Annotated in this window: 21 protein-coding genes; 17 read left to right on the top strand and 4 right to left on the bottom strand. The window is 64.9% G+C overall.

Annotated elements, in window-relative coordinates:
* The 10 genes from ccoN to hemN are packed head-to-tail and all read left to right on the top strand — an operon-like array spanning position 1 to position 9,302.
* Entirely contained in the window at positions 1-1,659 is a 1,659-nt protein-coding gene (gene ccoN / locus VSX77_RS01865) for a cytochrome-c oxidase, cbb3-type subunit I (protein WP_338427188.1), read from the top strand.
* Between the two features lie 12 nt (positions 1,660-1,671).
* Positions 1,672-2,436, top strand: a complete 765-nt coding sequence (gene ccoO / locus VSX77_RS01860) for a cytochrome-c oxidase, cbb3-type subunit II (protein ID WP_338425979.1) — start codon at positions 1,672-1,674, stop codon at positions 2,434-2,436.
* Complete coding sequence (locus VSX77_RS01855) at positions 2,433-2,591, top strand: cbb3-type cytochrome oxidase subunit 3 (RefSeq protein ID WP_338425978.1); 159 nt, start codon at positions 2,433-2,435, stop codon at positions 2,589-2,591. The genes ccoO and VSX77_RS01855 overlap by 4 nt, the downstream gene beginning before the upstream one ends.
* Positions 2,584-3,540 (top strand): cytochrome-c oxidase, cbb3-type subunit III, encoded by a 957-nt coding sequence (gene ccoP, locus VSX77_RS01850; RefSeq protein WP_338425977.1) that lies wholly within the window; start codon positions 2,584-2,586, stop codon positions 3,538-3,540. The genes VSX77_RS01855 and ccoP overlap by 8 nt, the downstream gene beginning before the upstream one ends.
* Positions 3,527-4,984, top strand: coding sequence for a cytochrome c oxidase accessory protein CcoG (gene ccoG, locus VSX77_RS01845; protein WP_338425976.1), 1,458 nt, complete (start codon positions 3,527-3,529; stop codon positions 4,982-4,984). The genes ccoP and ccoG overlap by 14 nt, the downstream gene beginning before the upstream one ends.
* Entirely contained in the window at positions 4,981-5,451 is a 471-nt protein-coding gene (locus VSX77_RS01840) for a FixH family protein (protein ID WP_338425975.1), read from the top strand. Before ccoG ends, VSX77_RS01840 begins: the two co-directional genes overlap by 4 nt.
* Entirely contained in the window at positions 5,448-7,562 is a 2,115-nt protein-coding gene (locus VSX77_RS01835) for a heavy metal translocating P-type ATPase (protein ID WP_338425974.1), read from the top strand. Before VSX77_RS01840 ends, VSX77_RS01835 begins: the two co-directional genes overlap by 4 nt.
* Positions 7,559-7,714 (top strand): cbb3-type cytochrome oxidase assembly protein CcoS, encoded by a 156-nt coding sequence (ccoS, locus tag VSX77_RS01830; protein ID WP_338425973.1) that lies wholly within the window; start codon positions 7,559-7,561, stop codon positions 7,712-7,714. Before VSX77_RS01835 ends, ccoS begins: the two co-directional genes overlap by 4 nt.
* Positions 7,711-7,938, top strand: coding sequence for a hypothetical protein (locus VSX77_RS01825; RefSeq protein WP_338425972.1), 228 nt, complete (start codon positions 7,711-7,713; stop codon positions 7,936-7,938). The genes ccoS and VSX77_RS01825 overlap by 4 nt, the downstream gene beginning before the upstream one ends.
* A gap of 56 nt (positions 7,939-7,994) precedes the next feature.
* Positions 7,995-9,302 (top strand): oxygen-independent coproporphyrinogen III oxidase, encoded by a 1,308-nt coding sequence (gene hemN / locus VSX77_RS01820; protein WP_338425971.1) that lies wholly within the window; start codon positions 7,995-7,997, stop codon positions 9,300-9,302.
* A 60-nt stretch (positions 9,303-9,362) separates the two neighbouring features.
* Here the strand turns inward: hemN and VSX77_RS01815 are convergent, their stop codons facing one another.
* The gene (locus VSX77_RS01815) at positions 9,363-10,049 is read right to left on the bottom strand and encodes an MgtC/SapB family protein (protein ID WP_338425970.1); all 687 of its coding nucleotides are present in this window, start codon (positions 10,047-10,049) and stop codon (positions 9,363-9,365) included.
* A 217-nt stretch (positions 10,050-10,266) separates the two neighbouring features.
* Here VSX77_RS01815 and gntA point away from each other — a divergent pair, with 217 nt between their 5' ends.
* On the top strand, positions 10,267-11,010 hold the full coding sequence (gntA, locus tag VSX77_RS01810) for a guanitoxin biosynthesis heme-dependent pre-guanitoxin N-hydroxylase GntA (protein ID WP_338425969.1): 744 nt from the start codon (positions 10,267-10,269) through the stop codon (positions 11,008-11,010).
* A 68-nt stretch (positions 11,011-11,078) separates the two neighbouring features.
* Here gntA and VSX77_RS01805 read toward each other — a convergent pair whose 3' ends face one another.
* The 3 genes from VSX77_RS01805 to VSX77_RS01795 all read right to left on the bottom strand — a co-directional run bounded on the left by VSX77_RS01805 (position 11,079) and on the right by VSX77_RS01795 (position 14,583).
* A complete protein-coding gene (locus VSX77_RS01805; RefSeq protein WP_338425968.1) occupies positions 11,079-12,143 on the bottom strand; it encodes a L,D-transpeptidase family protein in 1,065 nt (354 codons plus the stop codon).
* Positions 12,144-12,231: 88 nt separating this feature from the next.
* Complete coding sequence (locus VSX77_RS01800) at positions 12,232-12,813, bottom strand: urea carboxylase-associated family protein (protein ID WP_338425967.1); 582 nt, start codon at positions 12,811-12,813, stop codon at positions 12,232-12,234.
* 123 nt (positions 12,814-12,936) lie between these two features.
* Positions 12,937-14,583, bottom strand: a complete 1,647-nt coding sequence (locus VSX77_RS01795) for an N-acyl-D-amino-acid deacylase family protein (protein ID WP_422397264.1) — start codon at positions 14,581-14,583, stop codon at positions 12,937-12,939.
* 201 nt (positions 14,584-14,784) lie between these two features.
* On the opposite strand from VSX77_RS01795, the gene VSX77_RS01790 reads away from it, so the two are divergent.
* The 6 genes from VSX77_RS01790 (at position 14,785) to VSX77_RS01765 (ending at position 20,446) form a co-directional block, all read left to right on the top strand.
* On the top strand, positions 14,785-15,669 hold the full coding sequence (locus VSX77_RS01790) for a LysR family transcriptional regulator (RefSeq protein WP_338425966.1): 885 nt from the start codon (positions 14,785-14,787) through the stop codon (positions 15,667-15,669).
* A gap of 93 nt (positions 15,670-15,762) precedes the next feature.
* Positions 15,763-16,797 carry an N-acetyltransferase DgcN gene (gene dgcN, locus VSX77_RS01785; RefSeq protein ID WP_338425965.1) on the top strand — a complete coding sequence of 345 codons (1,035 nt, stop codon included), beginning with the start codon at positions 15,763-15,765 and terminating at the stop codon, positions 16,795-16,797.
* Positions 16,797-17,774: an N-acetyl-D-Glu racemase DgcA gene (dgcA, locus tag VSX77_RS01780; protein ID WP_338425964.1), complete on the top strand. Its 978-nt coding sequence runs from the start codon at positions 16,797-16,799 to the stop codon at positions 17,772-17,774. The genes dgcN and dgcA overlap by 1 nt, the downstream gene beginning before the upstream one ends.
* A 22-nt stretch (positions 17,775-17,796) precedes the next feature.
* Entirely contained in the window at positions 17,797-17,928 is a 132-nt protein-coding gene (locus tag VSX77_RS01775) for a hypothetical protein (protein ID WP_338425963.1), read from the top strand.
* Positions 17,925-19,424, top strand: coding sequence for a permease (locus VSX77_RS01770; RefSeq protein WP_338425962.1), 1,500 nt, complete (start codon positions 17,925-17,927; stop codon positions 19,422-19,424). Before VSX77_RS01775 ends, VSX77_RS01770 begins: the two co-directional genes overlap by 4 nt.
* Positions 19,421-20,446, top strand: a complete 1,026-nt coding sequence (locus VSX77_RS01765) for a serine hydrolase domain-containing protein (RefSeq protein WP_338425961.1) — start codon at positions 19,421-19,423, stop codon at positions 20,444-20,446. Before VSX77_RS01770 ends, VSX77_RS01765 begins: the two co-directional genes overlap by 4 nt.
* The last annotated feature ends 1 nt before the right edge of the window (position 20,447 follow it).

Raw genomic sequence — 20,447 nt, 5'->3', positions numbered from 1 at the left:
ATGGACGGTCTGGTGATGAAAGCGGGCGGCTGGCTGGCGCTGACCCTCCTTGCGCTCGTCATGGCGGCGCTGGCGGTCGATGCGCCGTTTGCGGTGCATATGATGATCGTTGCGGTCGCCTGCCTCACCGTTCTGTGGGCGACGATTTCGCGGGCGGATTATGGCGCTATCGCGCGGGGCATATTGAAGATCCCCGCCGATCAGGGCGTCTATGACGACGATCCGGTGCGCTGGGGCGTCATCGCGACGCTGTTCTGGGGCATCGCGGGGATGGCGGTGGGGCTGTTCATCGCGCTCCAGCTCGCCTTCCCGGTGCTCAACCTCAACCTCGAATATACGACCTTCGGGCGGCTGCGCCCGCTCCACACCTCGGCAGTGATCTTTGCGTTCGGCGGCAATGCGCTGATCGCGACGAGCTTTTACGTCGTCCAGCGCACCTGCCGCGCGCGGCTCGCCTTTCCGAACCTCGCGCGCTTCGTCTTCTGGGGATACCAGCTGTTTATCGTGCTCGCGGCGACCGGCTATCTGATGGGCGTCACCGAAGCGAAAGAATATGCCGAGCCCGAATGGTATGTCGACCTGTGGCTGACGATCGTCTGGGTCGCCTATCTCGCGGTGTTTGTCGGCACGATCGTCCGGCGCCGCGAGCCGCATATCTATGTCGCGAACTGGTTTTACCTCAGCTTCATCATCACCATCGCGATGCTTCACATCGTCAACAATCTGTCGATGCCGGCCAGTCTCTTCGGATCCAAGAGCTACGCCGCCTTCGCCGGGGTACAGGATGCGCTGACGCAGTGGTGGTACGGGCATAATGCGGTCGGTTTCTTTCTGACCGCGGGCTTCCTCGCGATGATGTATTATTTCGTGCCAAAGCAGGCCGAGCGGCCGGTTTATTCCTATCGCCTGTCGATCATCCACTTCTGGTCGTTGATCTTCCTCTACATCTGGGCGGGTCCGCATCATCTTCACTACACCGCGCTGCCCGACTGGGCGCAGACGCTCGGCATGGTGTTTTCGATCATGCTGTGGATGCCGAGCTGGGGCGGAATGATCAACGGGCTGATGACGCTGAACGGCGCGTGGGACAAGATCCGCACCGACCCGATCATCCGCATGATGGTGATGGCGCTCGCCTTTTACGGGATGAGCACCTTCGAAGGCCCGATGATGTCGATCAAATGGGTCAACTCCATGTCGCACTACACCGACTGGACGATTGGCCATGTGCATAGCGGTGCGCTGGGCTGGAACGGCATGATCACCTTTGCCTGCGTCTATTATCTGGTGCCGCGCCTGTGGGGTCGTCCGCGCCTCTACAGCCTGCGCATGGTCAACTGGCACTTCTGGCTCGCGACCGTCGGCATCGTTTTTTACGCCGCGTCGATGTGGGTCGCGGGGATCATGCAGGGCCTGATGTGGCGCGAATATGGCGCCGACGGCTACCTCGTCTACAGCTTTGCCGAAAGCGTCGCGGCGATGCACCCGATGTACCTGATCCGCGCCGCGGGCGGGGCGATGTATCTTGCCGGCTTCCTGATCATGATCGTCAACGTCTGGGCAACGCTGGCGGGCAAGGTCCGCACCGAAAAGCCGATGACCGAAACCCCCTACAGCGCTGCGGCGGATCGTCCGCTCGCGCCCGTGCCCGCCGAATAAGGAGCCCGGACAATGGCCACCCACCCCACCGAAAAGCGCCTGAGCCACAAGAAGCTGGAGCGCAATGTGACGCTGCTCGGCGTCTTCTCGCTGATCGCCGTCACCATCGGCGGCATCGTCGAAATCGCGCCGCTGTTCTGGATCGACAACACGATCGAAAAGGTCGACGGGATGCGCCCCTATACCCCGCTCGAGCTCGCGGGCCGCAACATCTATATGCGCGAGGGCTGCTATACCTGCCACAGCCAGATGATCCGCCCGTTTCGCGACGAGGTCGAACGCTATGGCCATTACAGCCTTGCGGCCGAGAGCATGTACGATCATCCGTTCCAATGGGGATCAAAGCGCACCGGCCCCGACCTGGCGCGCGTCGGGGGTCGCTATTCGGATGAATGGCACAAGGCGCATCTGATCGACCCGCGCAGCGTCGTGCCGGAGTCGATCATGCCGCCTTACGCGTTCCTCGCCGAACGCGACCTTTATGTCGGCGATATGCGCAACGATCTGACCGCGCTGTCGCGCGTCGGCGTGCCGTACAGCAAGGAAGCGATCGCCGCGGCGAATGAGGATGTGAAGGCTCAGGTCGATCCGGCGGCGGGCATCGATCTGCAAAAACGCTATCCCAAGGCGCAGGTGCGCGATTTCGACGGCAATCCCGATCGCCTGTCCGAAATGGATGCGCTGATCGCCTATCTCCAGATGCTCGGCACACTCGTCGACGTCGAAAAAGCCGCGCCGCAGGAACAGGGCGCCGCGCCGCAGGAGCCAAAGCGGTGACCTACAACGATCTGCGCCATTTCGCCGACAGCTGGGGGTTGCTCGCAATGACGATCCTGTTTCTGGGCCTCGTCGCCTGGCCGTTCGGCAAGGGGGCGCGCCACCGCAACGAAGAGGCTGCAACGATGATCTTCAAGGACGACGAGCATGGCTGAAGCGAAGAATAGCCCGGCTTCCGCCGATGGGAAACGCATCGACGAAGCCACGGGCACGAGCACGGTTGGGCATGAATGGGACGGGATCGAGGAACTCGACACGCCGATGCCGCGCTGGTGGCTGTGGACCTTCTACGCCAGCATCGTCTGGGCGGCCGGCTATGTCGTCCTCTACCCTGCCTGGCCGATGCTCAACAGCGCCACGCAAGGCGTGCTGGGGTGGAGCAGCCGCGGCGAGCTGGAGCAGGCAATGCAGGCGCACGCGGAACGCCGCGCGCCTATCACCAACGCCATTGCGGCGACGCCACTGACCGATCTTCCTGCCAAGCCCGAACTGATGCAGGCGGCGGTGCAGGGCGGCGCCGCGGCGTTTCGGGTCCATTGCGTCCAGTGCCACGGCGCGGGCGGCGCGGGGGTGAAGAAGCTCTATCCCAGCCTGACCGATGACGACTGGCTGTGGGGCGGCGATCTTGCGAGCATCGAATATACGATCGCGCACGGCATCCGGAACCCCGACCATAAGGCCACGCGCGTCAGCCAGATGCCCGCCTTCGGACGCGACGGCATCCTTGACGCCGCGCAGATCGCCGACGTCGTCAGCCATGTTCGCGTGATCAGCGGGCAGGAAAAACCGAGCGCGGCTGCGGCTCGCGGCGAGGCGCTGTTTCAGGCCAATTGCGCGGTCTGCCACGGTGCCACGGGCGCAGGGAACCGCACCGTCGGCGCGCCGAAACTGACCGACGCCGTCTGGCTCTATGGCGGCGATCGCGGCAGCCTGACCGCGACGATCGTGCAGCCGCGCAACGGCGTGATGCCGCGCTGGGGCCACCGGCTCGACCCGGTGACGGTCAAGATGCTCGCGACCTATGTCTATTCGCTGGGCGGCGGCGAGAAAGCACCGGCGCCCGCGCCAATATCCGAAGGGCAGGGAGCCGATGGCCAGCCCTGACGACCTGACCGGTCCCGCCGCACCGCTGTATGAAAAGCGAAAGGGCGTTTACCCCAAAAAGGTCGATGGTCCGTTTCGCCGCTTCAAATGGGCGATCATGGGGATCACGCTGGCGATCTATTACGGCACGCCGTGGATCCGTTGGGACCGCGGACCCTATGCACCCGATCAGGCGGTGCTCGTCGACCTCGCGAACCGGCGCTTCTACATGTTCCAGATCGAGATCTGGCCGCATGAATTTTATTATGTCGCGGGCCTGCTCATCATGGCGGGCATCGGCCTGTTCCTCGTTACCAGCGCGGTCGGCCGTGCCTGGTGCGGCTATGCCTGTCCGCAGACGGTGTGGACCGATCTGTTCCAGCATGTCGACCGGCTGGTCGATGGCGACAGGAATGCGCAGGTCCGCCTAGCCAATGGTCCGTGGACTTTCGAAAAAATTTCAAAGCGGGCGATCAAATATCTGATCTATCTGACGATCGCTTTCTGGACCGGCGGCGCGTGGATCATGTATTTCGCCGACGCGCCGACGCTGACCGCCGATTTCTGGACGGGGCAGGCGGCGCCGATCGCCTATGCCACCGTCGCGGTGCTGACGGCGACGACCTTCGTCCTCGGCGGTTTCATGCGCGAACAGGTGTGCATCTATATGTGTCCCTGGCCGCGCATCCAGACCGCAATGATGGACGAAAAATCGCTGCTCGTGACGTACAAGGACTGGCGCGGCGAACCGCGGGGCAGCGTCAAGAAGGCCGAGGCGCATCCGGGTGCGTTCGGCGACTGCATCGACTGCAATCAATGCGTCGCCGTCTGTCCAACGGGCATCGATATTCGCGAAGGTCCGCAGATCGGCTGCATCACCTGCGCCTTGTGCATCGACGCCTGCGACGGCGTGATGAAACAGGTCGGGCGCCCGCGCGGGCTGATCGATTATTGCACGCTCGACGATGCCGCGACCGAAAAGGCGGGCGGGGTCGGCAAGCCGGTGATGAAAACGCTGCTGCGCCCACGCACGCTGATTTATTTCGGCATATGGAGCGCGATCGGGGCCGCGATGCTGTTTTCGCTGGGCCAGCGGACGCGGCTCGACCTTGCGGTCCAGCACGAGCGCAGCCCGCTCTATGTCCAGCTGTCCGACGGGCATGTGCGCAACAATTACACGCTGAAGCTGCGCAATATGGAAACGCGCCCGCGCCGCGTCTCCGTCACGGTCGATGGATTGGCAGGCGCGGCGGTATGGACCGAAAGCGGATCGCGCGAAACCGCCGGCCGGCGTGTCGAGATCGCGCTCGCGCCGGATAGTGTGACCCGCGTCAAATTGTTCGTCGCAGCGCCCGGCGACGGCCCGGCGCGGCAGGACTTCACCATCGCGACGCGCGGCCTCGACGGCGATCCGCGCGGCGACAGCGACATCATCCAGTTCGACCGGCCGGAGGCAGGACAATGACCGAAAAACGGGCGCGCAAGGCTTTCACCGGCTGGCACATGACGGCCATTCTTGTGGCCTTTTTTGCCACTGTCGTCGCGGTCAATTTCACGATGGCGCGGCTCGCCATGGCGACCTTTGGCGGCAAGGTCGTCGAAAACAGCTATGTCGCGAGCCAGCAGTATAACAAGTTGCTCGCGCGCGCAGCGGCGCAAGACCGGCTGGGCTGGACGCCAGCGGTCACGCTCGACCGCGACCGGCGCGTTCGCATCGACATTCGCAAGGATGGCGCGCCGCTCGCAGGCCTCAGCGTCGGCGCAACGGCCAGCCATCCGCTCGGGCGCTCCGCCCCTCTCGCGCTTCGTTTCGTGGCGACAGAGGAAGGTGCGTGGCGCTCGGTCGAGCCGCTGGCGGAGGGGCGCCAGCGGCTCGACATCATCATTGCCAAGGGGACCGACGAGGCGCGTTACCGGATCGACCTCCAATGACCGCTGCCGCCCTCATCGAACGCGACTTCGCGGTCCCCGACATTCGCTGCGCCGGATGCATTGCCAAGCTTGAGCAGGGTCTGGTCCGCGACCGCCGCATCGCTGCGGCGCGCGTCAATTTCACCGAAAAGCGCGTCCACCTGTCGTGCCTGCCCGAAGCCGATATGCCCGACCTCGTCGGCGCCTTCGCATCGCTGGGGTTCGAGGCGCATCCGGTGGGCAACGCACCGGGCGAGGCCGATCCCGGCGCGGCCGACACCCGCGAGCTGCTGCGCGCCGTGGCCGTCGCGGGCTTTGCGATGATGAATATCATGCTGCTGTCGGTGTCGGTATGGTCGGGTGCGGCGGGGGCGACGCGCGACCTGTTCCACTGGTTGTCGGCGATGATCGCGCTGCCGACGATCGCTTATGCAGGCCGGCCCTTCTTTCGCTCGGCGTGGCGCGCGCTTCGGCATCGCCAGACGAATATGGACGTGCCGATCAGCATCGGCGTGCTGCTCGCGAGCGCGCTCAGTCTCTTTGAGACCGCGACGCACGGCCCGCACGCCTATTTCGACGGCGCGGTCATGCTGCTCTTTTTCCTGCTCTGCGGGCGCTGGCTCGACAGCGTGATGCGCGACCGGGCGCGCGGCGGCGTGACCGCGTTGCTGCGCAACATGGGCACGGGGGCGATGGTGGTGGGCGCGGACGGGGGCAGCCGGTGGGTCGATGCGACGGCGCTCGATCCGGGCATGGTCATGCTCGTCGCCGCGGGCGAGCGTCTCGCCGCCGACGGGGTGGTCGTGGCGGGCGAAAGCCGGTGCGACCTGTCGCTGCTGACCGGGGAAAGCGCGCCGGTCGCGGCGCATGTCGAAGACCGCGTCCATGCCGGAACGCTCAACCTCGATGCGCCGATCCGGGTCCGGGTGACGGCCGCGGGCGCCGATACCGCCATCGCCGACATCGCCCGGTTGATGGGCGAAGCGGCGCAGGGCAAGTCGCGCTATGTGCGCATCGCCGACCGCGCGGCGCGCCTCTATGCGCCCGCGGTCCATGCGCTCGCGCTCATCGCCTTTGCCGGGTGGATGATCGCGGGCGCGGGGTGGCATCACAGCCTGCTGATCGCGGTCGCGGTGCTCATCATCACCTGTCCGTGCGCACTCGGCCTCGCGGTTCCCGCGGCGCAGATCGTGGCGGCGGGCGAGTTGATGCGCACCGGGGTGCTCATCAAGGACGGATCGGCGCTCGAACGGCTGGCCGAAGTCGATACGGCCTTGGTCGACAAGACCGGCACGCTCACGCTCGGCCGTCCCGTCGCGCTCGACATCGACGAGCTCGATCATCAGACGAAGGCCCTGATGTTGGCGCTGGCGCAGGTCAGCCGCCACCCTTTGAGCGAAGCATTGCGCCGCGACCTGGCTGCGCGCGACATTAAGCCCGAACCGGTGGCGAATGTGCGTGAAATTCTGGGCTTTGGCGTCGAGGCGAGCTGGAGGGGTCGCGCCGTGGCGCTCGGCCGCCCCGACCGGGACCTTGGGGACAGCGCGCTCGCCACTCAGCTTTCCATCGACGGAGAAAAGGTAGCGACGGTCCACTTCGCCGACCAGCTTCGTCCCGATGCCCGCAGCGCGATCGACGCGCTGCGGGCTGAAGGGCTCGATACGATGATCCTGTCGGGCGACCGCGCCGAGGCCGCTGCGCCGGTCGCGCGAACGCTGGGCCTGACCGCGCAGACCGGGATGAGCCCGCAGGACAAGCTCGCGGCGATTGCGCGGCAGGCGGCGCTGGGGCGCAAGGTGCTGATGATCGGCGACGGGCTGAACGACGGCCCGGCGCTTGCGGCGGGCCATGCGTCGATGGCGCCGGGCTCGGCGAGCGACGCCGGCAAGAACGCCGCCGACTGCATTTTTCTGGGCGACCGCCTGATGCCCGTGGTGCAGGCGCTTCGCATGGCGCGACGGACGCAGGCGATCGTCCGACAGAATTTCGCGCTGGCGATAGGCTATAATATCATCGCCGTTCCGCTCGCCTTCATGGGCTATGTAACGCCGCTCGTCGCGGCGCTCGCGATGTCGGGTTCGTCGCTGATCGTCGTCGGCAACGCGATGCGGCTGAAAAGGGCGGCGCGGTGAACGGGCTGGTGTTTCTGATCCCGATTGCGCTGGGGCTGGGCCTGCTCGGCCTTGCGGCTTTTTTCTGGTCGCTTCGCCGCGGGCAGTTCGACGATCTCGACGGCGCCGCGCTGCGCATCTTTGTCGAGGATGAAGAGGAGAGGGCGCCGTGACCAGCCGGATCTCTGCGTCGCTTGCCGCGGTTGCGGCCCTCGCGCTGGCTCCGCTGGCGGTCGATGCCCGCGTCATGATCGTTCCCGATTGCGGCGGCGGCCGCCACATGCTGATCGTGCCGGGCGGACCCGACGATCGCGGCGGCGGCGCGTGCGCGAAGGCGTGCCATGCCATGACCGAACGCCGCGGCAAAACGCCGGGCACCCGGAAAGCCTGCTGCTGATCGCGGCCTTGATCTGCGTCAATGCGGAGGCGCCAGCCGCCGCTTAATCCCGACCCATGTGGAGCTATCACCCCGACCTGCTGGCGACGCCCGTGCCGCGCTACACCAGCTACCCCACCGCGGTCGAATTCGGCGACCATGTCGGCGCCGAGGATTATGCGGCGGCACTCGACCGGATCGCGTCGGCGACCCCGGTCTCGCTTTATGTCCATATTCCGTTCTGCGAGCAGATTTGCTGGTATTGCGGATGCAATACCGGCGCAGCCAATCGCACGCAGCGCTTGGCCGACTATCTGACGGCGCTGCGGTCCGAAATTGCCATGGTCGCGCGGCGCGTTGGCGGCCGTGCGCGGGTTCAGCGCATCGCTTTCGGCGGCGGCAGCCCCAACGCGATCGCGCCGATCGACTTCGTGCGCCTGCTCGACCGCATCCTTACCGTCTTTGACGTCAGTGATCCCGAAATTTCGATCGAGATCGACCCGCGCGGTTTTTCCGCCGATTGGGCGCGCGTCCTCGCGGCTTCGTCGGTCAAGCGCGTCAGCCTCGGGGTGCAGACCTTTTCGCCGCAAATCCAGAAGGCGATCGGGCGCATCCAGCCGCTCACCGACATTGAAAATGCGGTGGCCAGTTTGCGCCTGCGAGGCATCGACGCGATCAATTTCGACCTGATGTACGGCCTGCCCGGTCAGAGCCTCGCCGATCTCGAAACAACGCTCGACGAAACGATGCGCCTCGCGCCCAGCCGCGTCGCGCTGTTCGGCTATGCGCATCTGCCCGCGATGATTCCGCGCCAGCGGCGGATCGACGCCCGCGATCTGCCCGATCACAAGCTGCGCTTCGAACAGGCAGCGCTGGGCTTCGAACGCCTGACGCGGGCGGGCTATATTCCCGTCGGCTTCGATCATTTTGCGCTGCCCGACGATCCGCTGGCGATCGCGGCGAAGCAGGGGCAGGTGAACCGGAACTTCCAGGGCTTCACCGACGATAACGCGCCCATCCTGCTCGGCTTCGGAGCCAGCGCGATCAGCAAATTCCCCGACCTGATCGTTCAGAACGAGAAACGCGCGGGTCCTTATCGCGATCTCATCGGCGGCGGACGCCTGGCTGCGGCGCGCGGGGCAATAATCGATGCGAACGAATGCGAACGCGGCGCGATTATTCGTGACTTGCTTTGCAGCGGGCGGGCGCGGATCGGCGCAGCGATGAAGGCGGCGGCGCAGAGTGCGACCGCCAAGTTTGAAGACCGGGGCCTAATCCGCTGGGAAGACGAGCATCTTGTCATTCCTGATTGCGCTCGCCCCTATGCGCGTCACGTCGCATCGCAATTCGACCGGATCCGGGGAAAGCCAGCTATAAGCGCATAGGCGATGCAGGGATCGGCATTGCACATCGCTGGCTCAACGCAGGGCATTGTTCGTCCAAGGTCAAGCCTGTTGGGGACGAATTTCGAAACCGGTGATGTTGGGATCGGCCGCGAGGCTGGCAGCGAGCTTTTCGGCACGGTCTTCGCTGTAGCCTTGGGCGATGGCGCCATATTCCAGGACATCGTCGTGCATCGACTGGTCGATGGTGATCGATGGGAGCTTGTGGTCGGACAGAAGTGTGCCGAAGTCGCTAAGCCCGATGGCCTTCGACCGGCGATAGCGGGCCTTCAGATGCACGATACGCTGCTGCGGCGCGCGCCTGTCGGTGATCGTGACGGCGGCCAGGACGAGCACCGTCGCCGTCGCGGCAAAGATCGCCAGCTCGTAAAATCCAATACCGAACAATATGCCCAAGGTCGCCGTCGTCCAAAGCGAAGCGGCCGTGGTGAGCCCGCGAACGTTGAAGCCTTCCCGAAAGATGACCCCGCCGCACAGAAAGCCGATCCCGGTCAGGATACCATGGGCCATGCGTACGGGATCGATGCGCACCACCTCGACGGGGGCGTCGTTGAGCCATTCCATCTGGTGCACCGCCGACAGCATCAGCAGGCAGCAGGACAGGCTTACGAGAATATGAGTGCGCAACCCGGCCGGACTCGCGCGGTATTCGCGTTCCGCGCCGATAATGGCGCTGGCCACAATCGCGCCGACAATCGGCCATAGCAGGTCGGGATCGAGCAGTTCCAACTACAAGGTCCTGTTGGTCGAGCGCTTGGAATGGACGCCGCGAGCAACGCGGCGGAAGAGAATGGGGGATGTCACCCAATCGTAACGCACTATGTCCGTTCCGGTTGCTGGGGGGGCGGCCGCCGACCGAATATGAAGATATTCGGCAACACGGACAAATCGATGTAACCCAGGTTAATCGGGCGCAACCAGCGGCGCTGCCGACGGTTGGTGAGCCATGTTTTATCCCGTCGATGACTCCCGTCACCCCTTGGCCCAGCGCTTCCGTGCCTTCGTCGCCAATCCCGACTTTCCGTGCGTCGGCGCCAAGTCCGCCTTGGCGAAAGGTCAGATGCGGATTGTAGTCGGTCGCGACATGTGTTCGGCATGGGACGATCTGCGCATATATCCCAATCTACTTGACCTCGCCTCCAGCTATGCCCGCAAACCCACGCTGTTCCACTCGCTCGCGGTATTGTTCGAAACCGACAATGATCTTGACGAAGAGGCGTTTGAGCAATGGATGTGGGCGCGTCTGCAGTCGCTGACCGACAAAGATGATTTTCACGGTCAGCCTGCCGATCCGCGTGTCAGCGCGGAGCCCGACGATCCGCATTTCTCTCTGAGCTTTGGTGGTGAGGCGTTTTTTGTTGTCGGCCTTCACCCGCAGGCCAGTCGACCGGCGCGGCGCTTCGAACGACCGGCGCTGATCTTCAACCTGCACGACCAGTTCGAACGACTGCGGGAAAGCGGCGTCTATGACAAGATGCGCAGCAAGATCATAGCGCGTGACGTGGCGCTGGCGGGCGACGCCAACCCGATGCTTGCGCGGCACGGCAGCATTTCCGAAGCGCGGCAATATTCGGGCCGTGCGGTAGGGGCCGAGTGGATCTGTCCGTTTGTGGGCCGCACCGGCGCGTTCGCACCCGACGGAAGGGGAGACAAGATGCTTGCCGAATTGTTGGGTGCCAAGGCGAACTAAACCGCCGCCAGTGCAAGGTCCGGATCATCGCCTGGCACCTGTACCGCACGGCCGAATGCCGCGCGCGGTCAGTTCTGGAAAATGGCAGGAGTGCCGGGTTTTACCATCTGCGCCAGCCGAGCCGCGTCCCAATTGGTCAATCGGACACATCCGTGGCTTTCGGCGCGTCCGATCGTGTGCGGTTCGCTGGTGCCGTGAATCCCGTAATGCGGCTTGTTGATGTCGATCCACGCGACGCCGACGGGACTGTTCGGCCCCGGCTGGAGCAGGACCGCTTCCTTGTTGTCGCCGACATCCCAGAAAAGCTTGGGATTATAGTGAAATTCGGGGTTGCGGCTGACCCCTTGAATTTTCCATGTGCCAATGGGCAGGGGGTCGTGACTGCTTCCCATTGTCGCAGGGAATTGGGCGATGAGCTTTTCGCCGGCACCAAACACTTTCAGCACGCCTTCGGATTTATCGACCACGACCTTCGCAGCGGCTGGTTGATCGGGCGCAACGCCAAGGCGTTCGAGTGTCGCGTTCCAGCCGCGTGCATCCTCACCCAGCGTCGATCGGTCGATATTGGCGATATTGGGCACACGGAACGGCCGCCCTGCGCCGACCAGCGCCGACGCGCCGTTCAGCGCGACGAGCGTTTCGGGCGTCGTGTGGAACCGCTCGGCCAGCGCCTCGGTCAGGTTACGATAGCCGAGCGCAGGTAACTTGGCCTGCGCAGCCGCGTCCTTGGGAAAGGCGGGGACGAAGGGACCTTTGGCGAACCCGGCCGGAATGACGACGACCCGCGTTGCAGGTACCTTTCGCCATCGCTGTAACGCCCGTTCGGTCGCGGCATCGAGCTTGCCCGTGTCGGGAAGCTCATTGGCCTGCTGAAAGCCGCGCAGCGCCGAGGCGTAGGACGCGCCTTCCTTGCCGTCGATGACGCCCGGCGAAAAGCCGAGGTGATCGAGCAGAACCTGTGCGCGCAAAATGGGGGTTTCGGCGAAAGGACGCTGTTCCGGCCCGGCGTTGGCGAATATCAGACTATCATCGGCCGCCTGCGTTTCGACGCGCGTCTCGTCTGTATCCTTATCGGGTGAAGCGTTACATCCGGCGAGCAGGAGTGCCCCGGCCAGACAGGTTGGAATTTTCAAGTGCGGTCCTCTCGGTTGGAGAGCCTGTCCAACGTTTGCGCCGGCGAAAGGATGCGAAAGCTACGGCCGTCGGCTGCGCGAACTGCGGCTAGCGTTCGATTGCATAGTGGATCGGTTTGAATGTCCCGCCGCAACTATCATAGGCCGAACAGGCGGTGAGCCCTATAATGAGATCGTCAAGCGCACGGAATCGGATGAAATCCCCCGGTGCGGTCGGCGGCGGCAGGACCTTGACCTTGCCAACTTCATCCACCGGGACGTTCATGAAAATATTGAACGCCACAGGAATATCGTCTGACGCAATACCATAGGGCGCCAGCGCTTCGGCCAGATTGCCGAAACAACCACGATGCACGGGCTTGTCCTTGTAGAAATGACGAAAGGTCGCTTCGCTGCACGGAGTCAGCAGGAAATCGTGTGTGCCCACGCAGTCCTCGACAATTTTCAGCATCGGATTGGATCGATTCGACCACAATCGGTTGCCGGCGGTAAGGCGGATGGTCTCTTCATAATCGAACGTCCGCCCGTTCGAGACGACCTCGCGAACGTCGCCGCGCATAAAGGCAAGCATGTCGCTGACCTGTCCACCCTCGGGATCGATCACGCGCAGCGTTTCGCCGCGGAGCAGGGGGAAGGCCGTGCCGCTTCGCGGCGCGATAATCTCGGTCATGGATGATCTTTCGTGTGAAGGGGGACGCGGGATTGTACTGCCGCGATTCCGCGGCGCAAGGAGCGGGCGATGCCCAAGCCCCTGCTCCGCAGGTCAAGCAGGCCGCGGGCTGCGCTGAAGCGATCAGTCTCCTGCCGGGCAGCCCGCGGCGGGGGTGGGACGCAGCAGCGCGCGGCCGGCAGTGGCGCCGGTGGCCCGGCTGTCGTCGACCGCAAGGGCGCCGTTGACATATAATTTGCGCACCCCGACGCTGAGTTCGCGCGGGTTTATATAGTCGGCGCGCGGCGCGAAGCCGTCGGGATCGAGCACCGCGACGTCGGCGAAATAGCCGGGCCGCAGATAGCCGCGCCGGTCGAGGCGGTAGATGTCGGCCGTGCGGCCGGTGGACTGGCGAATGAAGGTGGCGAGACTCACAACCTTGCGTTCGCGCACATAGCGCTGATATTTTTCGGGAAAGCTTGCGTACATGCGCGGGTGGCCGTCCGATCCGTCCGACGAGGTGACCATCCACGGCTGCTGCATCAGAAGATCGACGTCGGCTTGCGCCATATTGAACGATGCGACCGCGGCTCCGCGCCCCCTTTGCTTTCCATTGGTGGCGTCGAGGCCGTGGCGGATGATGCGCAGCGCAGCATCGCGGGGATCGACCCCCCATCCTTCGGCCACCGCCGCGAGCGTCTGTCCGGTCCACGGAAAGCCCTGCGCAATGAGTAGCAGCGACGCCGCGCCGCCGCGCCGCCGCAGATTTTCTGCCATTTCGTCGCGAATCTGTGCGCGGGTGGCAGCATCGTCGAGGCGGGCGAGGAGTGCGGGCGCACCGCCGTCAAGCGCCCAGCGCGGCAGCAGCGCCGCGTCGAGGCCCGACCCCGAGGCGAGCCACGGATATTGATCGGCGGTGACCTGCATTCCGGCACGGCGCGCGGCGTCGATTTCGGCGATCACGGCACCCGCCTGTCCATGAACGTCAACCCCCAGCGCCTTCAGATGCGCAAAATGGACGGGCATACCGGCCGCGCGGCCGATGGCGATCGCTTCGCGCACCGATCCGAGAAGGCCGATCGTATAGCTCGATTCATCGCGCTGGTGCGTGTCGTAAAGCCCCCCGCGCACAGCGGCTTCGCGCGCGACCGCAACAACCTCGTCGGTTGTCGCGAAGCTTTGGGGCGCGTAGAAAAGGCCTGTCGAAAAGCCAGCGGCGCCTTCGCACATGCCGCGCGCGACAAGCTTTTGCATGGCGGCGAGTTCGGCAGGTTCAGGCGCGCGCGCGGCTTGTCCGAGCACGCGCTGGCGCACCGCGCCAAAGCCGATGAGCGAGACGAAATTCGTGCCGACGCCCGAGGTTTCGATCCGGCGCGCGTCGCTCGCGACATCGGGGGTGCCCGACCCGTCGACGCCGATGACGACCGTTGTCACCGCCTGATTGAGCCATGCCGGATTGACGCGCTGCGCCGGGTCGGACGATCGAAGGAATCCGTCGGCGTGCGTGTGCGGGTCAATAAATCCGGGCGCGACGATCATTCCTTGCGCATCGACCACGCGCGCTGCGGAAAGGCGGCGCAAATCGCCGACCTGAACAATGGTGTCGCCGCGGATGGCGACATCGCCGACGAAAGGCTTTCCATCACCGCCATCATAGATCGTCCCGCCGCGGATCAGCACGTCCACCTCAGCCTCGGCCGGGGCGGTGGTTGCGCAGGCGGAGAGCATGAGCGCGATAACGGTGAACGCGGTGGCGCGACGAAAGCCAGTGGAGGCGGAAAGCAGGGACATCGGCGGCATCCTTAGCTGCGGACCTGCACCGCAGAGGCACGCGGCGGTCCGTTAGGGGCGAAGTTGTCGGCAAAGAGCCGCGCTCCGTCCAGAGAGGGTTGTTGCGTCACCTATAACCCGCTGGCATAGTGGGTCAAAGTCGCCGCAAAGTCCCCGCGTCAGCGAGCGGACATCCCGTGCTGTCCGTCGAGGGACAAGATCATGAATCTGCGCCAGATTGAGGTTTTTCACGCGGTGTTCCTGCATGGCACGGTCAGCGCCGCGGCGCGCGCGCTCAACGTATCGCAGCCTTCGGTCACGAAGGTGCTCCGCCACGCCGAACGTTCGATCGGCCTCCCGTTGTTCGAACGCTCGAAAGGACGGCTCATCCCGACGCAGGACGCGCGCATCCTGTTCGCCGAGGTTTCCGACATTCAGGATCGCGTCCGCTCGCTGCGGCAGGCGTGCCAGAATCTGCGCCACGGCCGCGGCGGCCTGCTGCGCATATCGGCGCTGCCGTCGCTGGGCCTCGGTGCGATACCGGAAGCGGTCGCGCGCTTCATGACGAGTCATTCCGATGTGATGTTCGATCTGCAAACCGTCCATCATGATGAAATGGTGCGCAAACTGTACGAGCGCGAAACCGATATAGCGATCAGTTATGAAGTGCCGCTCGCCGCGCCCGTTGCGCACCAGGTAATCGGCGAGGGCGAGCTGGTCGTGATCTTTCGCGAACAGGATCTGCCCGACCCACCGCCGCGCATCCGGCTCGACGAACTGCGCGGGCACAAGTTCATCAGCCCGGTGCAAAGCGGGCCGATCGGCAGGATGCTGTCGACCGAACTCGACCGGCTCGATGTTACGCTCGACGAAGTCGTGTCCGCGCGGACCTATTATGTCGCAGCGGCGCTCGTCCATGCCGGGGTCGGCATGGCGATCGTCGACAATTTCACCGCGCATGCGGCGCTCCCTCCGGGACTCGCGTCCCGTCCGCTACAGCCTGCCATCGCATTCGACATCAACGCCGTCTATCTGCAGGACTGGCCACCCTCGAAGACCGCTGCCGAATTTCTCGAGACGATCTCGCAGGTGATCGAGGAACTATAGAACGAGGCTATAGGAAGCGCGGCGCAAGATATTTGGGGCGGGCGAGCGGCAGCGATAAACATTCGCATTCCACGCCACGCAGGTTTGAACAATATGATCGCCACCCCCTATCTTCTCTACCTCGGCCATTCGAACGATGATGTCGGGATCAAGACCGCCCGCGGACTGGCGGTATTCCGTCCCGAGATTTGCGTCGGCGAGTTTCGCCACGACGATTGCGGTTTGACGCTGAACCTGCCGCGAATGGATTTCGCGACGGCGCGTGCAGCGGGCGCGAAAACGCTGGTGCTCGGAATTGCGAACGCGGGAGGCAAGCTGGGCGCAGACCTGATCGAGGACGCCCTCGCGGCGCTTGAGGCGGGCTTCGACATCGCCTCGGGGCTTCACCACCGGCTCAACGACGAGCCGCGGCTGGTCGAAGCGGCGGCGCGGCTGGGCCGCCAGCTCCACGACGTGCGCAAGCCGCGCCCGGACATTCCGATCGGCACCGGTCTGCCGCGCGAAGGAAAGCGGCTGCTTACCGTCGGAACCGACTGTTCGGTCGGAAAGATGTACACGACGTTGTGCCTCGCGCGCGCGCTGGAAAAGCGTGGAGTCGCGGCCGATTTCCGCGCGACCGGCCAAACCGGCATTCTCATCGCCGGGTCGGGCGTGCCGCTCGACGCGGTGGTCGCCGATTTCATCTCGGGCGCAATCGAACAAATCTCGCCGCCGCGCACCGACGGCGGCTGGGATCTGATCGAAGGACAAGGCTCGCTGTTTCACCCCTCGTTCGCTGGCGTATCGATGGGGCTGCTGCACGGCGCACAGCCCGATGCGCTTGTGCTCTGCCACGATCCCACCCGCCCGCACATGCGCGGCCTTCCGCATTATCAGCTGCCCGCGCTCGACGAATGCCTCAAAGCCAATCTGCAAGCCGCGCGGCTGACCAATCCTGCTGTGCAGGCGGTCGGGATTGCCCTCAACACGTCGGCGCTCCCCGAAGCGGAAGCGCTCGAGCTTTGCACCCGTACCGAAGAAGCCCTCGGTCTTCCCTGCACCGATCCCTATCGCATGGGTGTGGAGCCGATCCTCGATCGCCTGCTCGCCACGGCCGGGGCCTCTTCGACGATTGTGCAACCCGCGTAATGGCTGCAACGCTTGCCGAGCTGGTCGTCGTGACCGACCTTTTTCCGCTCAATGCCCCATTTCGTATCTCGCGCGGGGTGAAGACGATCGCGGAGGTGCTGCGCGTCGTCATGGTTCGCGATGGTGTCGCCGGTCGCGGCGAATGTGTGCCATACGCCCGCTATGGCGAGAGCCTTTCGAGCACCACCGCTGCGATCGAAGCGGTACGCGATGAAATCCAGCGCGGGGCAACGCGACAAGAGTTGTTGTCCCTGCTGCCGGCGGGAGCGGCACGCAATGCCGTCGATTGCGCCCTGTGGGATCTTGAACTTCGGAAGGGCCGCACGGCTGTGCAGGCGCGCCCCGTGGCAACAGCCATGACGGTCAGCCTCGACACGCCCGAGCGCATGGCGGAAGCTGCGACCCTGCTGGCCGATGCGCCGCTGGTCAAGGTTAAGGTCGACCGCGAAAATCCGGCGGATGCGCTGCGTGCCGTGCGCAACGCCGCGCCCAATCCGCGCCTGATCGTCGATCCCAACGAAAGCTGGACCATCGCCGAAGTGGATGCGCTACAGGGCCTGATGACCGATCTGCGCGTCGATTTGCTCGAACAGCCGCTGCCTGCCGACGCCGACGGTGATCTGGCGGGCTATCGCTCAGCGATCCCGATTGCTGCCGATGAGTCGATCCATGTCGCCGAGGATATTGAGACGCTTCCTGACGGCTATTCGGTGGTCAATATCAAGCTCGACAAGACCGGGGGCCGCACCGCGGCGCTGGCGCTCGCCGAAGCGGCGCGGGCGCGCGGGCTGGGAGTAATGACGGGATGCATGATAAGTTCGTCGCTGTCTATCGCGCCAGCGTGGACAATTGCCGAAGGGTCCGACTTCGTCGATCTTGACGGGCCCTTGTGGCTCGCCAAGGATCGCGAGGGGGGCGTGCAGGGCAGCAACGGGCTCCTCACCCCTCCTCAACCCGGATTCTGGGGCGATTTTTAGGATGAACGGAGCCTGACCGCCGATGACCGCACTCCTTCGCCGCTGGTTCGCGGTTCCATTACGGCAAAGGATGGTGGGCGGACTGTTCGGGCGTCTCATCGGGATGCGTATCGACCCGATCCTTTTCGTCGCGACGAGGGAGACGCGGGCATGAGTGTGTTGGCAGCCGGGGGGACCGCTGCGTTGGCCGACCCGCCGCAGGTGAAGCGGTGGCGGCTGCTCGGTCTCTATCTGCTGCTCGGCTTTGCAGCCGGGCTACCCTTTTACATGTTCAACGCGGTGTTGACGCTGCGCCTTTCGCGGCACGGCGTCGATATCGTCATCATCGGCTTCTTCGCCTGGATCGCGCTGCTTCCGACCTTCAAATTTGCCTGGGCGCCGCTTGTCGAACGCTTCAGCATCCCGGGGTTCGGGCGATTTTGGGGGCGGCGGCGGAGCTGGATCATGCTGTCGCAGCTTGGCATTTTCCTGTCGATGGTCGCGATGGCGGCGACGTCGAACGACGAAAGCTTGCCGCTTACAGCGCTCTTTGCGATCCTTCTTGCTTTCTGGACCACGACGCTCGAAGTCGCCGCCGACGGCTGGCGCATCGAACTCGCGCCGACACAAGCCGAACAAGGGCCGATCGTCGCGGCGAACCTTTGGGGTTATCGCAGCGCGATGGTCGCGGCGGGGAGCGGCGCCGTGCTCGTCGCGGCGTGGGCCGACTGGACCTGGGCCTATCTGGTGATTGCGGTTGCGGCCTTTGCGCCTTTCCCCGTTCTCGCGGCGATGCGTCCCGAAACCGAGGGGGCGAAGGGGCGCTGGAGCGCGCTGTTGGTGGGGATCATGGCCAGCCTTGCCATCCTGATCGTGACCGCAATCGCGACGACGGCGGTCAGCTGGGTGCTGTTGTCGGCGGTGCAGGGCGCGGGGGTTTCGGCGAAGACCAACGTCACGTCTTTCGTACTCGCTGTCGCGCTGTTGCCCTTTGTCCTCCTCGCCGCCGCGCTGCCACGCATCCGGCGGTTGCCGCCCGATGCACCCGAGAGAATGCACGCCTTTGTCGCGCCTTATGTCGAGATTTTCTGGCGCTATGGCTACGCGGTGCTCGCGGTTCTGGCCTTCGTGTCGCTCTATCGCATGGGGGACGTTTTGGCGCTAACGCTGTCGCATCCGCTGTGGAACGACATGGGATACAGCCTCGAACAGATCGGCGTTGCCGACGGCGTCGTCGCCCTGTCGTCGAGCATGGTCGGGGTCGCGCTCGGCGGGTGGCTGACGATGCGGCTGCCGCTGCCTTGGACTTTGGCGCTCGGCGCCATCGCCGCGGCGCTCGGCAACTGGATCTATGTCTGGCTCGCGCACACTGAACCCTCGTCCTTCATCCTCTATACCTCGGTGGCGGTCGACCAGTTCGGCAACGGCTTTGCAGGGGCGGTGTTCGTCGTTTATCTCTCCATGCTCGTCAGCCCGCGTTTCGCGGGAGCGCAATATGCGTTTCTGTCGGGCTTCGCCTTCCTCTTGCCGCGCCTGCTCGCGGGGGCATCGGGCTCGATGCAGACGCAGATCGGATATGACGGCTTTTTCCTGCTCTCGGGCGCGCTTAGCTTTGCGGCGATCTTCCTGTTGCCGCTCGTCGCACGCGCCAAGGGACGCATTGCAGAATGAGTATCGTGTCGGTCTGCCGCGATGCGTTCGCGCCCGCGCGCGCCGCCGTTGAAAGCGGACGCATTCCGGGTGCGGCCCTGGGTATCGTGACCCGCGACGGGGCCGTCGCCGTCGAGCTTGCCGGCATGGCGGCGCTCCTCCCCGAGCCCGAGCAGCTAACGCCCGCGCACTGGTTCGATCTCGCCTCGGTCAGCAAGGTCGTCGCGACGACGACGATGATCCTCAAGCTCGCGGAAGCGGGGCGCATCGACCTTGACCGCCCGCTCACCGACGCAATACCCGATTTGCGCCAATATGATGTGGCGGGCGCCGCCGAGCGACGGCTGACCTTCCGCGACTGTCTGGTCCATCGAACCTTTTTCCCTGCGGTCGAGCCGATTTACACATATGGCGACGACCCCGCGCGGCTCCGCGCCTTTGTCCTCCAGCGCGAGTGGCGTCATGGGCCGCCCGTCTATTCCGATATTAACTTCATCCTGCTCGGCATCGCCATCGAGCGGCTGACGGGCGCATCGCTCGCCGACTGGCCGCTCGGCGAGGGCTTGTGTTTCGGTCCGCCCCCCGGACCTGCCGTCGCAACCGAGATGTGCAGCTGGCGCGGACGCGTACTCAAGGGGGAGGTACATGACGAAAACGCCTTCGCACTCGGCGGTGCCCCCGGCCATGCGGGCTTGTTCGGCACGGTCGACGGGGTGCTCGGTTTCGCGCGCGCGATGCTCGACGGCTCGATCCTGTCGGCGGCGATGCTCGACGAGGCGCGCCGCGCGCAGGAAGGCCATCGCACCTGCGGCTGGGAACGCGCGTTTCCGGGCTGGTCCGGCGGCGGCGCCTGCTCGGCCGAAACGATCGGTCATACGGGCTTTACCGGAACGGGGCTGTGGATCGATTTCGACCGTGGCATCGCCTGGACCCTGCTGACCAACCGCGTCCATCCGACGCGGCACGCCGACAGCGGTATTTTTGAGCTTCGCCCGGCAACCGGCGATGCGGTGATTGCGGCATGGGACGCACGAAAGGAATGAC

This window comes from Sphingopyxis sp. TUF1 (assembly GCF_036687315.1).
GTDB lineage: Bacteria > Pseudomonadota > Alphaproteobacteria > Sphingomonadales > Sphingomonadaceae > Sphingopyxis > Sphingopyxis kveilinensis.
Note: the sequence above shows the minus strand (reverse complement) of the source record. Positions and strands in the feature narration are given on the sequence as shown.